Source organism: Streptomyces sp. NBC_00388 (genome assembly GCF_036061255.1).
GTDB lineage: Bacteria > Actinomycetota > Actinomycetes > Streptomycetales > Streptomycetaceae > Streptomyces.
In genome coordinates this window covers 4,342,524-4,356,208 of record NZ_CP107948.1, presented here as the reverse complement: position 1 = coordinate 4,356,208, position 13,685 = coordinate 4,342,524, and the positions used below count along the sequence as shown (strand labels likewise).

At 69.7% G+C, this 13,685-nt stretch carries 14 protein-coding genes; 7 read left to right on the top strand and 7 right to left on the bottom strand.

Annotation, left to right across the window (positions count from 1 at the left end):
- Window positions 1–48 precede the first annotated feature (48 nt).
- The 3 genes from OG917_RS19530 to OG917_RS19520 all read right to left on the bottom strand — a co-directional run bounded on the left by OG917_RS19530 (window position 49) and on the right by OG917_RS19520 (window position 2,469).
- Complete coding sequence (locus tag OG917_RS19530; RefSeq protein ID WP_328318901.1) at window positions 49–1,029, bottom strand: ABC transporter substrate-binding protein; 981 nt, start codon at window positions 1,027–1,029, stop codon at window positions 49–51.
- A 67-nt stretch (window positions 1,030–1,096) separates the two neighbouring features.
- On the bottom strand, window positions 1,097–1,765 hold the full coding sequence (locus tag OG917_RS19525) for an ABC transporter permease (protein ID WP_328318900.1): 669 nt from the start codon (window positions 1,763–1,765) through the stop codon (window positions 1,097–1,099).
- Between the two features lie 2 nt (window positions 1,766–1,767).
- A complete protein-coding gene (locus OG917_RS19520) occupies window positions 1,768–2,469 on the bottom strand; it encodes an ABC transporter permease (RefSeq protein ID WP_328318899.1) in 702 nt (233 codons plus the stop codon).
- A gap of 158 nt (window positions 2,470–2,627) precedes the next feature.
- On the opposite strand from OG917_RS19520, the gene OG917_RS19515 reads away from it, so the two are divergent.
- The gene (locus OG917_RS19515; protein ID WP_328318898.1) at window positions 2,628–3,773 is read left to right on the top strand and encodes an ABC transporter ATP-binding protein; all 1,146 of its coding nucleotides are present in this window, start codon (window positions 2,628–2,630) and stop codon (window positions 3,771–3,773) included.
- Here OG917_RS19515 and OG917_RS19510 read toward each other — a convergent pair.
- Window positions 3,760–4,872, bottom strand: a complete 1,113-nt coding sequence (locus OG917_RS19510; RefSeq protein WP_328318897.1) for an alpha/beta hydrolase — start codon at window positions 4,870–4,872, stop codon at window positions 3,760–3,762. The two genes, OG917_RS19515 and OG917_RS19510, sit on opposite strands and share 14 nt — an antisense overlap.
- 151 nt (window positions 4,873–5,023) lie before the next feature.
- Between OG917_RS19510 and OG917_RS19505 the strand changes: the two genes are divergently transcribed.
- The 6 genes from OG917_RS19505 (at window position 5,024) to OG917_RS19480 (ending at window position 10,030) form a co-directional block, all read left to right on the top strand.
- On the top strand, window positions 5,024–6,856 hold the full coding sequence (locus OG917_RS19505) for a phosphatidylglycerol lysyltransferase domain-containing protein (protein WP_328318896.1): 1,833 nt from the start codon (window positions 5,024–5,026) through the stop codon (window positions 6,854–6,856).
- 121 nt (window positions 6,857–6,977) lie between these two features.
- Complete coding sequence (gene folP / locus OG917_RS19500; protein ID WP_328318895.1) at window positions 6,978–7,838, top strand: dihydropteroate synthase; 861 nt, start codon at window positions 6,978–6,980, stop codon at window positions 7,836–7,838.
- Window positions 7,835–8,308 (top strand): nuclear transport factor 2 family protein, encoded by a 474-nt coding sequence (locus tag OG917_RS19495; protein ID WP_328318894.1) that lies wholly within the window; start codon window positions 7,835–7,837, stop codon window positions 8,306–8,308. The genes folP and OG917_RS19495 overlap by 4 nt, the downstream gene beginning before the upstream one ends.
- Before the next feature lie 180 nt (window positions 8,309–8,488).
- Window positions 8,489–8,848, top strand: coding sequence for a dihydroneopterin aldolase (gene folB / locus OG917_RS19490; protein WP_328318893.1), 360 nt, complete (start codon window positions 8,489–8,491; stop codon window positions 8,846–8,848).
- The gene (gene folK, locus OG917_RS19485; RefSeq protein WP_328318892.1) at window positions 8,845–9,456 is read left to right on the top strand and encodes a 2-amino-4-hydroxy-6-hydroxymethyldihydropteridine diphosphokinase; all 612 of its coding nucleotides are present in this window, start codon (window positions 8,845–8,847) and stop codon (window positions 9,454–9,456) included. Before folB ends, folK begins: the two co-directional genes overlap by 4 nt.
- A 91-nt stretch (window positions 9,457–9,547) precedes the next feature.
- On the top strand, window positions 9,548–10,030 hold the full coding sequence (locus tag OG917_RS19480; RefSeq protein WP_328318891.1) for a DUF3180 domain-containing protein: 483 nt from the start codon (window positions 9,548–9,550) through the stop codon (window positions 10,028–10,030).
- 97 nt (window positions 10,031–10,127) lie between these two features.
- On the opposite strand, the gene folE is transcribed toward OG917_RS19480, so the two are convergent.
- The 3 genes from folE to hpt all read right to left on the bottom strand — a co-directional run bounded on the left by folE (window position 10,128) and on the right by hpt (window position 13,631).
- Window positions 10,128–10,733 (bottom strand): GTP cyclohydrolase I FolE, encoded by a 606-nt coding sequence (folE, locus tag OG917_RS19475; protein WP_328318890.1) that lies wholly within the window; start codon window positions 10,731–10,733, stop codon window positions 10,128–10,130.
- Window positions 10,734–10,830: 97 nt separating this feature from the next.
- Window positions 10,831–12,873: an ATP-dependent zinc metalloprotease FtsH gene (ftsH, locus tag OG917_RS19470; protein ID WP_328318889.1), complete on the bottom strand. Its 2,043-nt coding sequence runs from the start codon at window positions 12,871–12,873 to the stop codon at window positions 10,831–10,833.
- 218 nt (window positions 12,874–13,091) lie between these two features.
- Complete coding sequence (gene hpt, locus OG917_RS19465) at window positions 13,092–13,631, bottom strand: hypoxanthine phosphoribosyltransferase (protein WP_328322017.1); 540 nt, start codon at window positions 13,629–13,631, stop codon at window positions 13,092–13,094.
- Between the last annotated feature and the right edge of the window lie 54 nt (window positions 13,632–13,685).

Sequence of the window (13,685 nt, the reverse complement as noted above, 5' to 3'; positions counted from 1 at the left end):
GTTACCTCGAACAGCCGGACCTGCTTCCCGCCATTCCCCGGGACCCGGCTAGTTGATCAAGCTCTTCGCCTTCAGATAGTCCTTCGCGACATCGTCGGGCTTCGCCCGCTCGGAGTCGACCTTGCGGTTCAGCCGGACCAGATCGGCCGTCGTCAGCGCCGAAGTGAGCTTGGCGAGAGCCGCCGCGATCTCCGGGCTGCCCGCGTCCTTGGCATTCACGACGGGCAGCAGATTGTCCGCGTTCTGGAGCTTCTTGTCGTCCTGGAGCAGGACCAGACCATAGGTGTCCAGCGTGGCGTCGGTCGTGGTGGTGAGCACCAGCTGATCGGTGCCGTCCTTGACCGCCTGCTTGGCCTGCGGGGTGCCGACACCCTTGGGATCGATGCCGGTGACGTCAATGCCGTACGCCGACTTCAGCCCCGGTGCGCAGAACGGCCGCACGGTGCATTCGTCCCCTGCCGCGATCTTGACCTTCGCCTTCGACCTCCCCAGATCCGAAAGGGTCTTGAGCTTGTTCTTCGCGGCGAATTCCTTCGTCACGGCGAAGGCGTTCTGGTCGACGGCGCCGCCGGCCGGAAGCACCTTCAGACCGCGCGGTCCTGCGAGCTTCTGCAGCGCTGCCACGGTCGCCGCGACATCGCCGGAGGCGACGGGCTTCTTCTCGGCCTCCTTGGCGCCGTTGGTCTTGGCGTTGAGGAATTCGGCGAGGGTGGCCGCGTATTCCGGTACGACGTCGATCTGGCCCTTCTCCAGTGAGGGTTCGTAGAGTTCGCGGTTGTTCACCGAGGTGACCGATGTCTTGTATCCGGCGTGGGCGAGCACCTGGCTGTACAGCGCGGCAAGCACCTTCGACTCGGTGAAACCGGCCGCGCCGACGACGAGCGAGCCCTTCTTGCCGGAACCGGCCGACGCACTCGAACCGCCGCCGTCCTTGCCCTTCTCCAGGCTGTCGCCGCCGCACGCCGCGAGGGAGCCGGTCAGAGCCACCACGCCGAGCACGGCGCCGGCTATCCGCGAGGTTTTGATCATGAGGTCCACTCCAAGTGACAGGTGAGAGAAGAACATTGAGGGAGAGGGCGTCGGCGGCAGGCCGCCCTCAGGCCGCCTTGCGCCGCGGGTCGAGCAGCCGGTCCGCCACCACCAGCAGTCCCTCGACGACCAGGGCCAGCGCGGCGACGAGGAGCGCTCCTGCCACCACCTGCGCGGTGTCGTACGTGTTGAACCCGGCGGTGATGATCCGGCCAAGACCGCCGCCGCCCGTCATCGCGGCCAGGGTCGCCGTGGCGATCACCTGGACCGCCGCCGACCTGAGCCCGGTCATGATCAGCGGGTACGCGAGCGGGAGTTCCACCCGCAGGAACAGCTGCCGCCCCGACATCCCCATCCCCCGCGCCGCCTCCACCACGGACCGGTCCACCTCGCGCATCCCGGTGTACGCGTTGGTCAGCAGCGGCGGTACGGCGAAGAGCACCAGGGCGATCACGGTCGGCAGATCCCCGTGCGAGCGCAGCGGGGTGAGCAGCAGCAGCGCGAGCACCGCGAACGTGGGGATCGCGCGACCCGCGTTGGAGACGTTCACCGCCAGCGCGCCGCCCCGGCCGAGGTGGCCGAGGCGGAGGGCGACCGGCAGCGCGATGAGGCACGCCAGCGCGAACGCGATCCCGCTGACCGTCAGATGCTCGGCCAGCCGGTGCTCCGCCCCGCTCTCCCCCGACCAGTTCGACCCCGTCGTCAGCCATGTCCAGGCACCGGTCAACTCGCCCATGATCAGACCGCCTCAGCCGTCCGGACAGCTCTCGGCGTCCGTATTCGGGTCCAGGGCGTGAGCAGCCGCTCGACGCCGAGCAGCAACAGATCGGCCAGGACGGCCAGCAGGACGCAGAGCACGGACGCGGTCAGCACCTGCGCCTTGAAGAGGGTCGGCAGCGCGTCCGAGATGAGATTGCCGAGGCCGCCCTTGCCGACGATCGAGCCGACCGTCGTCAGTGCCACCGTCGAGACCGTGGCGATCCGCACCCCGGCGAACAGCGCGGGCAGCGCCAGCGGCAGCTCGACCTCCCAGAGCAGCCTGGCCGCTCCGTACCCCATCCCCCGCGCCGCCTCCCGGGCGTCCTCGGGGACGGCGGCCAGACCGGCCAGGATGTTCCGTACGAGGACGGTCAGCGAGTAGAGCACGAGACCGGTGATCACCAGCGCCGCCGACAGCCCGAACCACGGCAGCAGCAGCGAGAACATCGCCAGCGAGGGAACGGTGTAGAGCACGGTCGTCAGCCCGAGCACCGGACCGGCGAACACCCGCCCGCGGCGGGCGAGCAGCGCCAGCGGGAAGGCCACCACCAGGCCGATCAGCACCGACACCGCGGTGATCCAGATGTGCTGGACGGTCGCGTCGGTCAGCTCCTGGCTGCGGGATGTGACGTAGTCCCAGCAGAGCCAGTCGTTCCTCGCCAGGCAGTTCTGCCCGCTCATCCCGCCCCACCTCCCGGCTCGCGCCGCACTCCGGACGCTCCGGCCCCCGTCGGTTTCGTCAACTCAGTGGCGACCCTATCCCCGGCCACTGACAATGCCGGGATCCGTCGCACTGCAGCAACATGGCCTTCACAACCGGCCCGTCACAATGGGGAATCATGATCCGATTCGAAAACGTCACCAAGCGGTACGCCGACGGCACGACCGCCGTCGACAACCTCTCCTTCGAGGTCGCCGAAGGTGAACTGGTCACCCTGGTCGGGCCGTCCGGCTGCGGGAAGACCACGACGATGAAGATGGTCAACCGGCTGATCGAGCCGACCGGTGGCCGGATATACGTCGACGGGGACGACATATCCGCCACCGACCCCGTCGAACTCCGCCGCCGCATCGGCTATGTGATCCAGCAGGTCGGCCTCTTCCCGCACAAGACGGTGCTGGACAACACCGCGACCGTCCCGCACCTGCTGGGCGTCAGGCGGGCCACCGCCCGCGCCAGGGCCGCCGAACTCCTCGACCTGGTGGGGCTCGACCCGTCCGTGTACGGCGGCCGCTACCCCGAGCAGCTCTCCGGCGGTCAGCGCCAGCGGGTCGGGGTGGCGAGGGCGCTGGCCGCGGACCCGCCCGTCCTGCTGATGGACGAGCCGTTCGGCGCGGTCGACCCGGTCGTGCGCGAACGCCTCCAGAACGAGTTCCTCGCGCTCCAGAAGTCCGTGCGCAAGACCGTCCTCTTCGTCACCCACGACATCGAGGAGGCCGTACGGCTGGGGGACCGCATCGCGGTCTACGGGCAGGGCACGATCGAGCAGTTCGACGCCCCGGCCGCGGTGCTCGGCGCGCCCGCCACGCCCTCCGTGGCGGACTTCGTCGGCGCCGACCGCGGGCTCAGGCGGCTCTCGGTGACCCCGGTCGAGCCGGGCGATCTGGAGCAGCCCCCGGTGGTGCACCTCGACGATCCGCTGCCCGCCACCCTGCCGGGCTGGGCGGTCGTCCTCGACCGTGAGGGGAATCCGCACGGCTGGATCTCCGCCGGGCAGGCCGCCACGGCAAGGGGGGCGGTGCGTGAGCACGCCCGCCGCATGGAGGCCCGGCTGCCTGTCGGGGCCTCGCTCAAGCAGGCCTTCGCCACCATGCTCCAGTACGACGCCGGGTGGATCGCGGTGACCGACGAGGAGAACGGCGGCCGGTTCCTGGGCGTACTGACCCCGGCCGGGCTGCACGAGGCGCTGCGCCGCTCCACCGCTGCCGACGCCCGGGACATCCCGCGCGACGAGGTGGAGCTGGAGACCGTCAGCGGCCGGTGAGCCGCTGGCTCAGCCACACGAGGCCGGCGGGTATCTCACGCCGCCAGGTGTTGAAGTTGTGCCCCCCGCTCGTCAGCGTGATCGACGACAGCCGGGTGGGCGGCTTCACCTTGTCGATGAACCGCATCGTGTTGCGGTAGTTCCCCTCGCCCTTCCTGCTCGTGGTGACGAGCAACGAGGTGCGAGGGGCGGGCCGGTGGTCCAGGCTCCACATCAGGTCCGCGCGCCGCCGCTCCGCCCCGTCGCCCTGGAACAGGTCGCCCGTCGTCGGGTCCTCGGCCGCCCGGTAGTACGCGGAGAGCCCCGCCCCCGCCCCGTACACGTCCGGGTGATGCACCGCCATTTTCAACGCGCAGTACCCGCCCGTCGAGTCCCCTATGGAGCCCCAGTTGCCCGGCCCTCCGCCGACGCGGTACGCGGTCCTGACGGCCCCCGGCAGGTCCTTCGCGAAGAACGTCTCGCTCTGCGGCCCGCCCTTTATGTTCACGCACTCGGTGTCCCGGGGCGGAGCCACCGTGGGCCGCAGCATCACCAGCACCAGGGGCTGCATCTTCCCGGCCTGTATCGCGTCGAGCTCGGTGCGCGGATAGTGCAGACCGTGCAGCAGGTTCTCCGCGGTGCCCGGATAGCCGGTGAGGACCACCGCCGCCGGGAACGTTCTTCTCATGTACGCCCGCTGGAAATACTGAGGAGGCAGATAAACGTAGGCGGAACTGGCTATCTTCGACGTCCGGCCCTGGATCACGACCTTCTGTATCTGCCCGGCGACGGCCGGCGTGGTGCCACCGCGTACGTCCAGGCCCTGCCTTCCCACGACCCGGACGTCACGGCTGCCCGCGTCGTGGTCGACGACCACACCAGGCGTCTGCTCCTGACCGAACAGATCGGCCCACGAGCCGTAGAAGAGGAAGGAGTTGTTGGCCATGAGCCCTATCGCGGCGAAGACCGCCACCTGGGTCGCGAGGAACAGACCGACGCGCCCGGCCACGGCGCGGCCGCTGCGGCGTGCCAGGCGCGGCCAGAGCCAGATCGTCGCGGCGAAGAGGACGATGGCCAGCAGCGCGGCGAGCGCCAGAACCTTGTGGCTGGTGAGACCCATGGGAAGCCGAGCTTTCTGCGGAGAGATTTTTCCGGGTGAGGGATGAACCCGCGCCCCGTAATTGCCGTCCTAGAGGACACAAAATGTCCGGATGCTGCGCCGATTTCGGCGATCGGCGGACACAGAACCTCTTGTGGAGCCGTGGGAAGCGATGTCTGTGCCGGTAGATGGGGAAAAGTCGGTAATGGTTCCGAAGAGTGTCCGGCGGATCTTCCGGGGCCCTCGCCCCGAGACCGTCCCCTCCCTGGTAGGGACGGCCTGTGCGGTCGTAGGCCTGCTCGACATCGCCGGCGGGGCCTTCCCCCGGTTCCGGCACAGCCGGATGCACACCGTGGCCGAGGTGCTGCCCGGCGCGCTGGGGCCGTTCACCGCGGCTCTCGCGCTCTGCGTGGGGGTGCTGCTGCTCCTCCTCGCCCACGGCCTCAAACGCCGTAAGCGCAGGGCCTGGCGGGCCTCCGTCGTGCTGCTCCCCGTCGGCGCCGTGGCGCAGTTCGGCTACCGGCACTCGATCGTCGGGGTACTGATCTCGCTGGTGCTGCTGACCCTGGTCGTACGCCACCGCACCGAGTTCGAGGCGCTGCCCGATCCGCGCAGCCGGTGGAAGGCGCTCGCCAACTTCGTGGTGCTCGGCGCGGGCTCGCTCGGCCTCGGGCTGGTCATCGTGTCCGTCCACCCGGGGCGGGTCGTCGGCAGCCCGAGCATCGCCGACCGCCTCCAGCACGTCCTGTACGGACTGTTCGGCTTCGAGGGCCCGGTCGAGTACCAGGGCAACACCTCCTGGACCGTGGCCTACTCGCTCGGTGCCCTGGGCCTGCTGACCGCCGTCACCACCATCTATCTGGCCTTCCGCCCCGAACACCCGGCGGCGCGCCTCACCGACGAGGACGAGAAACAGCTGCGGGCCCTGCTGGCGAAACACGGCGGACGCGATTCACTCGGCCACTTCGCGCTCCGCCGTGACAAGGGCGTCGTCTTCTCCCCGAGCGGCAAGGCGGCCGTCTGCTACCGGGTCGTCTCCGGGGTGATGCTGGCCAGCGGCGACCCCATCGGCGACGTCGAGGCGTGGCCAGGTGCGATCGAGCGCTTCATGGACGAGGCCAAGCTGCACTCCTGGACCCCCGCGGTGATGGGGTGCAGCGAGACCGGCGGCGAGGTCTGGACCCGCGAGACCGGTCTCGACGCGCTGGAGCTCGGGGACGAGGCGGTGGTGGATGTCGTGGATTTCTCCCTCGCCGGGCGGGCGATGCGCAACGTACGCCAGATGGTGAAGCGCATCGAGCGCGGTGGCTACGAGACGCGGGTCCGGCGCGTCCGTGATGTGGGCGATACCGAGCTTGAGCGGATCAGGGCGGCGGCCGCCGCCTGGCGCGGTACCGACACCGAACGCGGTTTCTCGATGGCGCTGGGCCGGATCGGCGACCCTGGCGACGGGGACTGCGTCATCGCCACCGCCCACAAGGCCGACGACGCCGACTCCCCGTACGGCGATCTGAAGGCGATCATCCACTTCGTACCGTGGGGCAGGGACGGCATGTCGCTGGAGCTGATGCGCCGCGACCGGGCCGCCGACCCCGGGATGAACGAGCTGCTGATCGTCGCGGCCCTCCAGGCCTCCCCCGGGCTCGGCGTCGCGCGGGTCTCCCTCAACTTCGCGATGTTCCGCTCGGCCCTGGCCCGCGGCGAGAAGATCGGCGCGGGCCCGGTCCTGCGGGGGTGGCGGGGGCTGCTGGTGTTCCTGTCCCGGTGGTTCCAGATCGAGTCGCTGTACAAGTTCAACGCGAAGTTCCAGCCCCGCTGGGAGCCCCGCTTCGTGGTCTTCCGCAACACCGGCGACCTGCCGCGCATCGGCTTCGCGGCCATGCAGGCCGAGGGCTTCGTCAATCTGGGGCTGCCGTGGCCCTTCTCACGGCGCGAGCGGGTCGCGAAGCGGCCGTGCACCCACCTCACAGGGACGGGCAGCGAGAGCGGGGCACGGGCGGCGTAACGCGCCCCGGGGGCCGGTGGCGGGCCGGGACCCGTGGCCGGACACCGGATGCCGCCCCGGCCGCGCGGCGTCCGGTGTCCGGCCCCGTCCTGATGCGGAAAAAAGGCCCTAGGCTGGGGGTATGAGTACGTTGCACGGGCGGGGCCGGGTGGCAGGGCTGCCGGAGTGGGACCGCTGCGCGGTCATGGGAGTCGTCAATGTGACGCCCGACTCCTTCTCCGACGGCGGACGCTGGTTCGACACCAACGCAGCCGTCAAGCACGGCCTCGACCTGGTGGCCCAGGGCGCCGACCTCGTCGACGTGGGCGGTGAGTCCACCCGCCCGGGTGCCAGCCGGGTCGACGCCCGTGAGGAGCTGCGCCGGGTGGTCCCCGTCGTGCGGGGGCTGGTCTCCGAGGGCGTCACGGTCTCCGTCGACACCATGCGGGCCACCGTGGCCGAGCAGTCGGTCGAGGCCGGCGCCGTCCTGGTCAACGACGTCAGCGGCGGGCTCGCCGACCCGGCCATGGTCCCGGTGGTGGCCGCCGCGGGGGTCCCGTTCGTGGTGATGCACTGGCGCGGCTTCAGCGAGTCGATGGCCGGACGCGCGGTCTACGCCGACGTCGTCGCGGAGGTCGTCGCCGAGCTGCGCGCCCGGGTGGACGCGGCGGTCGACGGGGGGATCACGCCCGAGCGGATCGTCGTCGACCCGGGCCTCGGCTTCGCCAAGGACGCCGAGCACGACCTGGCGCTCGTCGCCCACCTGGCGGAGCTGCGCACACTCGGCCACCCGCTGCTGGTCGCCGCGTCCCGCAAACGCTTCCTGGGCCGGGTGCTGGCCCACGGGGGTGCCGCTCCGCCCCCCGCCCGCGAGCGGGACGCCGCCACCGCCGCCGTGTCCGCGCTCGCCGCGCACGCGGGCGCCTGGGCCGTCCGGGTCCACGAGGTACGGGCCACGGCCGACGCGGTCCGGGTGGCCCGCGCGGTCGAGGGTGCCGCATGACGGCGGCCACCGACGTGGAAGAGGTCGAGCTCGCCAACACGGCCTTCTACGAGACGATGGAGCGGGGCGACTTCGACGCGCTGTCCACGCTCTGGCTGCACGACGAGATCTCCTGCGTCCACCCCGGCTGGCCGGTGCTCTCCGGCCGCGGCGACGTACTCAGGTCCTACGCGCTGATCATGGCGAACACCGAGTACATCCAGTTCTTCCTGACGGATGTGGTGGTCACCGTGGCCGACGACACCGCTCTGGTCACCTGCACCGAGAACATCCTCAGCGGGGGCCCCGCCGAGGAGGCCGGTGAGCTGGGCCCGCTGGTCGGGCAGCTCGTGGTCGCCACCAACGCGTTCCGCAGGACGCCCGAGGGCTGGAAGCTCTGGTCCCACCACGGCTCCCCCGTGCTCGCCGAGACGGGTGAGAGCGGCGAGAGCGACGACGGACCCGACGACGTCGACCAGGCACCCGCCTGAGTGAGCTGCCCGCTCCGGAGGGTTCATCTCCGCGGCCCTGGGTAGGGGCGAATATCACCTGCCGATCCCGGCCCCCGTGGCCGGGGGCTGTCGGTGGCCGCAGGTAGATTCGAAGGTGTGGGCTGCGCCGACCGCATTCGGCTCCGGCCCGCATACCGACGAACAGCAGGAGTGATTCGCGTGGATCGTGTCGCGCTGCGCGGCCTCAAGGCCCGTGGGAACCATGGCGTCTTCCCGAAGGAACGCGCGGAGGGCCAGACCTTCATCGTGGATCTGGTGCTCGGCCTCGACACCCGCCCCGCGGCGGCCGACGACGACCTGACGAAGACCGTGCACTACGGCGTGGTGGCGGAGGAGGTCGTCGACGTCGTCCGGGGCGAACCGGTCGACCTGATCGAGACCCTCGCCGAGCGGATCGCCCAGCAGTGCCTCAAGCACGAAGGCGTCGAGGAGGTCGAGGTGGTCGTGCACAAGCCGGATGCCCCGATCACCGTCCCCTTCGACGACGTGACCATCACCATCATCCGGAGCCGAGTATGACCGTGTTTCCCAGCGGGGCGCAGAGCGACCCGACCGTACAGCCGGTACCGGCATCCGTGGTCGCCCAGGTCGACGCGGCCGATGTGACGCTGTCCAATCCCAAACGCGCCGTGATCTCCCTCGGCGCCAACCTGGGGAACCGCCTGGAGACCCTCCAGGGCGCCATCGACGCGCTGGAGGACACCCCGGGCCTGCGGGTCAAGGCCGTCTCCCCGGTCTACGAGACGGAGCCCTGGGGCGTCGACCCCGGCTCGCAGCCCTCGTACTTCAACGCGGTGGTCGTCGTGAGGACGACACTGCCCCCGGACTCGCTCCTGGAGCGCGGCCAGGCCATCGAGGAGGCCTTCGACCGGGTGCGCGACGAGCGCTGGGGCCCGCGCACCATCGACGTGGACATCCTCTCGTACGCGGACGTGGTCTCCGACGACCCGGTGCTGACGCTCCCGCACCCCCGCGCACACCAGCGGGCCTTCGTCCTGGTGCCGTGGCACGACGTGGACCCGGCTGCCGAGGTGCCGGGCCGGGGACCGGTCGCCGAGCTGCTGGCCGCGGTCGGCAGCGAAGGCGTGCTGCCCCGCGCCGATCTGGAACTCTGCCTGCCCGAGTAGCCGTTAGCCTCTGGGGGATCGCGCCGGGAGCATCCGGGCGCGACCGAGGGACGGGCCTGCGGGCAAGGCGGACAAGGAAGAGCAGAGTCACGTGAAGCAACTACGGCTCGGTGTACTGGCCGGCCTGTTCGTCGTCGCCGGAGTGCTCTCCTGGGCGGGCGCCCGGCTCTGGAACGCGGTGGGCACCCTGCCGAGCGTGCCGCTCGCCGCGCCCATCGTGCTGGCCGCGATCGCGGTGGTCCTGCTCGCCACGGCGCTCTCGCTCCGCGCCCGGCTGCGGGCCCAGCGGGAGCGCCGCCCCGGCGCGAAGGGCGTGGACCCGCTGATGGCGGCCCGCGCGGTGGTCTTCGCCCAGGCCAGTGCCCTGGTGGCGTCGCTGGTCTGCGGGATGTACGGCGGCACGGGTGTCTACCTGCTCGGCCACCTCGACGACCCGGCCCGCAGGGACCAGGCGATCTACGCGGCATCCTCGCTGGTGGCGGGGGTCGCGGTGGTCGCCGCCGCGTTCTTCCTCGAACGGGTCTGCAAGCTCCCGGACGACGAGGACCACGACGGCCGCACCACGGCCGCCTGACCGCCGGGAGGGGAATCCGGCCCCGTGAGCGGCCGGCCGCCTCCGGCACGCCGCCCGGGATCGCCACGCGGCGCACGGCGCGGCGGGCGCGTGCGGCTCAGCGGGCCATGATCAGGCTCATCGCCTCGGCCCGGGTCGCCGGGTCGCGCAGCTGACCGCGGACCGCCGAGGTGATCGTCTTCGCTCCCGGCTTCCGGACGCCGCGCATGGTCATGCACATGTGTTCGCACTCAATGACCACGATCACCCCGCGCGGCTCCAGTATCTTCATCAGCGACTCCGCCACCTGTGTGGTCAGCCGCTCCTGCACCTGCGGGCGCCGGGCGAAGACGTCGACGAGCCGGGCGAGTTTCGACAGGCCGGTGATCTTCCCGTCGGACGACGGGATGTAGCCCACGTGCGCGACCCCGGTGAACGGCACCAGATGGTGCTCGCAGTGGCTCTGTACTTCGATGTCCTTGACCAGGACCATCTCGTCGTGGCCGAGGTCGAACGTCGTCGTCAGGACGTCCTCGGGCCGCTGCCGCAGACCGGCGAATATCTCCCGGTACGCGCGCGCCACCCGGGCCGGCGTCTCCAGCAGCCCCTCGCGGTCCGGGTCCTCCCCGACGGCGATGAGCAGCTCCCGTACGGCATTCTCGGCCCGCTTCTCGTCGAACTCGCGGATCTGGCTCGCGCCGTCCAGCGTTATCGGGTCGGTCATCTGTTCCTCGCTCCTGAAAGAAAATGCCGCGCCCCCCAGGCTAGAACCTGGGGGACGCGGCATGCATTCCGGGCTGCCCGTACGGAAGGGCCGCCGATCAGCTCTCCGGCCGGTCCTCGGGGACGGACTCGATGCCGCCGCCCTCCGGAGGGGTGGTGCCGTTGGTACCCGCGGTGACCGCGGGCACGGCGCCATTGGTGAGTGCCAGCTCCCTCGGAGAGAGCACCGGCGGGCGCGTCGAAGGCGTACGCCGGTTGGAACCGGTCCACGCAGGGCGGGCCGGACGCTTCACAATGCCGGAGAAGACCTCGGCGATCTGCTCCTTGTTCAGCGTCTCCTTCTCAAGGAGCTGGAGGACCAGGTTGTCGAGAACGTCGCGGTTCTCGACGAGGATCTCCCAGGCCTCGTTGTGCGCGGTCTCGATGAGCTTCTTGACCTCTTCGTCGACCAGCGCCGCGACCTCTTCCGAGTAGTCGCGCTGATGACCCATCTCCCGGCCGACGAACGGCTCGGTGTTGTCCCCACCGAACTTGATCGCGCCCAGGCGCTCGGTCATGCCGTACTGCGTGACCATCGCGCGAGCGGTGGCCGTCGCCTTCTCGATGTCGTTCGCCGCGCCCGTGGTCGGGTCGTGGAAAACGAGCTCCTCGGCCGCACGCCCGCCCAGCATGTACGCCAGCTGGTCGAGCATCTCGTTGCGTGTGGTCGAGTACTTGTCCTCGTCAGGCAGGACCATCGTGTAACCGAGGGCACGGCCTCTGGAGAGGATCGTGATCTTGTGGACCGGGTCCGAGTTGGGAGAAGCTGCCGCGACCAGGGCGTGTCCGCCCTCGTGGTACGCGGTGATCTTCTTCTCCTTGTCGGACATGATCCGGGTCCGCTTCTGCGGGCCCGCCACGACACGGTCGATCGCCTCGTCCAGCGCCTCGTTGTCCACGAGCTTCCGGTTGCCGCGCGCCGTGAGGAGCGCCGCTTCGTTCAGCACGTTGGCCAGGTCGGCGCCGGTGAAGCCGGGCGTACGACGGGCGACGGCGCCCAGATCGACGTCCGTGGCGACCGGCTTGCCCTTCTGGTGAACCTTGAGGATCTCCAGACGGCCCTGCATGTCCGGACGGTCGACCGCGATCTGCCGGTCGAAACGGCCGGGACGCAGCAGCGCCGGGTCGAGGATGTCCGGCCGGTTCGTGGCGGCGATCAGGATGACCCCGCCCTTCACGTCGAAGCCGTCCATCTCCACGAGCAGCTGGTTGAGCGTCTGCTCGCGCTCGTCGTGGCCACCGCCGAGACCCGCACCGCGGTGCCGGCCGACAGCGTCGATCTCGTCGACGAAGACGATCGCCGGGGCGTTCGCCTTGGCCTGCTCGAAGAGGTCGCGCACTCGGGAGGCACCGACACCGACGAACATCTCGACGAAGTCGGAACCCGAGATCGAGTAGAACGGAACGCCCGCCTCGCCCGCGACAGCGCGTGCGAGAAGCGTCTTGCCCGTTCCGGGCGGCCCGTACAGCAGGACGCCCTTGGGAATCTTGGCGCCGACGGCCTGGAACTTCGCCGGCTCCTGCAGGAACTCCTTGATCTCATGGAGCTCTTCGACAGCCTCGTCGGACCCCGCCACATCGGAGAAGGTCGTCTTGGGGGTGTCCTTGGTGATCAGTTTGGCCTTTGACTTGCCGAACTGCATGACCTTGGAGCCGCCGCCCTGCATCTGATTCATCAGAAACAGGAAGACCACGACGATGAGTACGAAGGGCAGCAGCGAGAGCAGGATCCCGACGAAGGGGTTCTGCTTCGACGGCGAGACCGTGTAGCCCTTCGCGATATCGCCACTGTCGACCTTGCTCTGCAGCTTGGCGGCGAGGGCGGTGCCCTGTGCGTCGCCGATGTAGTTCGCCTGGAACTTGCCGCCCGACTCGCCGTCCAGCTTCTGGCCGTGCTTCAGCTCGACCTTGATGACGTTCTCGTCACCCGTCGTGACCTTGGCCTGCTCGACCTGGTTCTTGTCGATCGCCTGGACGACCTTGGAGGTGTCCACTGACTTGTAGCCGCCCGACGAGCCGACGACCTGCATCAACACGACCACGGCGAGGACGGCCAGCACGATCCACATGACCGGCCCACGGAAGTATCGCTTCACGTCCATCCATACGGGGCGGAACTACGCCCCGTCCCTCCTGCCCGTAGGTAAATGCTGCTGTGAGTAAAGAGTGTTCTTCGGACGGTACCCCAGCATTGCCGCCCGCGACCTCACGGGAGTGCCGATGAACCTGTCTTCCCCTGCTCCAACGGCGGGAAATAGGTGAGGGTTCCCGTTCGGCTCACGGCTGAATGCCGGGTCGCCCGGCAGGGCCGGACGGGGTGTCAGCCGCCGTACACGTGCGGAGCCAGTGTGCCGACAAAGGGGAGATTGCGGTACTTCTCGGCGTAATCCAGTCCGTAACCGACGACAAACTCATTCGGAATATCGAACCCGGCCCACTTCACATCGAGGGAGACCTTTGCCGCATCCGGCTTACGGAGCAGCGTGCAGACCTCCAGCGAGGCGGGCTCGCGGGATCCGAGGTTCGACAGCAGCCAGGAGAGAGTCAGACCCGAGTCGATGATGTCCTCGACGATCAGGACGTGCTTGCCCTTGATGTCGGTGTCCAGGTCCTTGAGGATCCGGACGACGCCCGACGACTGGGTGCCCGCGCCGTACGACGACACCGCCATCCAGTCCATCGTGACCGACGAGGACAGTGCACGGGCCAGGTCGGCCATCACCATCACGGCGCCCTTGAGAACACCGACGAGCAGCAGATCCTTGCCCGCGTACTCCGCATCGATCTTCGCGGCCAGCTCCGCGAGCTTGGCGTCGATCTCTTCCTTGGTGATGAGCACCGACGCGAGGTCGGTGCCCATGTCTTTCTCGTTCACCCGGGCCACTTTCAGTTGCTTGTGCTTCGGCTTGCGGCG

Excerpts from the sequence above, each read along its gene's own strand:
- OG917_RS19530 (WP_328318901.1), bottom strand. The coding sequence starts at position 1,029 with ATGATCAAAACCTCGCGGATAGCCGGCGCCGTGCTCGGCGTGGTGGCT.
- OG917_RS19525 (WP_328318900.1), bottom strand. The coding sequence starts at position 1,765 with ATGGGCGAGTTGACCGGTGCCTGGACATGGCTGACGACGGGGTCGAAC.
- OG917_RS19520 (WP_328318899.1), bottom strand. The coding sequence starts at position 2,469 with ATGAGCGGGCAGAACTGCCTGGCGAGGAACGACTGGCTCTGCTGGGAC.
- OG917_RS19515 (WP_328318898.1), top strand. The coding sequence starts at position 2,628 with ATGATCCGATTCGAAAACGTCACCAAGCGGTACGCCGACGGCACGACC.
- OG917_RS19510 (WP_328318897.1), bottom strand. The coding sequence starts at position 4,872 with ATGGGTCTCACCAGCCACAAGGTTCTGGCGCTCGCCGCGCTGCTGGCC.
- OG917_RS19505 (WP_328318896.1), top strand. The coding sequence starts at position 5,024 with ATGTCTGTGCCGGTAGATGGGGAAAAGTCGGTAATGGTTCCGAAGAGT.
- folP (WP_328318895.1), top strand. The coding sequence starts at position 6,978 with ATGAGTACGTTGCACGGGCGGGGCCGGGTGGCAGGGCTGCCGGAGTGG.
- OG917_RS19495 (WP_328318894.1), top strand. The coding sequence starts at position 7,835 with ATGACGGCGGCCACCGACGTGGAAGAGGTCGAGCTCGCCAACACGGCC.
- folK (WP_328318892.1), top strand. The coding sequence starts at position 8,845 with ATGACCGTGTTTCCCAGCGGGGCGCAGAGCGACCCGACCGTACAGCCG.
- folE (WP_328318890.1), bottom strand. The coding sequence starts at position 10,733 with ATGACCGACCCGATAACGCTGGACGGCGCGAGCCAGATCCGCGAGTTC.
- ftsH (WP_328318889.1), bottom strand. The coding sequence starts at position 12,873 with ATGGACGTGAAGCGATACTTCCGTGGGCCGGTCATGTGGATCGTGCTG.
- hpt (WP_328322017.1), bottom strand. The coding sequence starts at position 13,631 with ATGGGCACCGACCTCGCGTCGGTGCTCATCACCAAGGAAGAGATCGAC.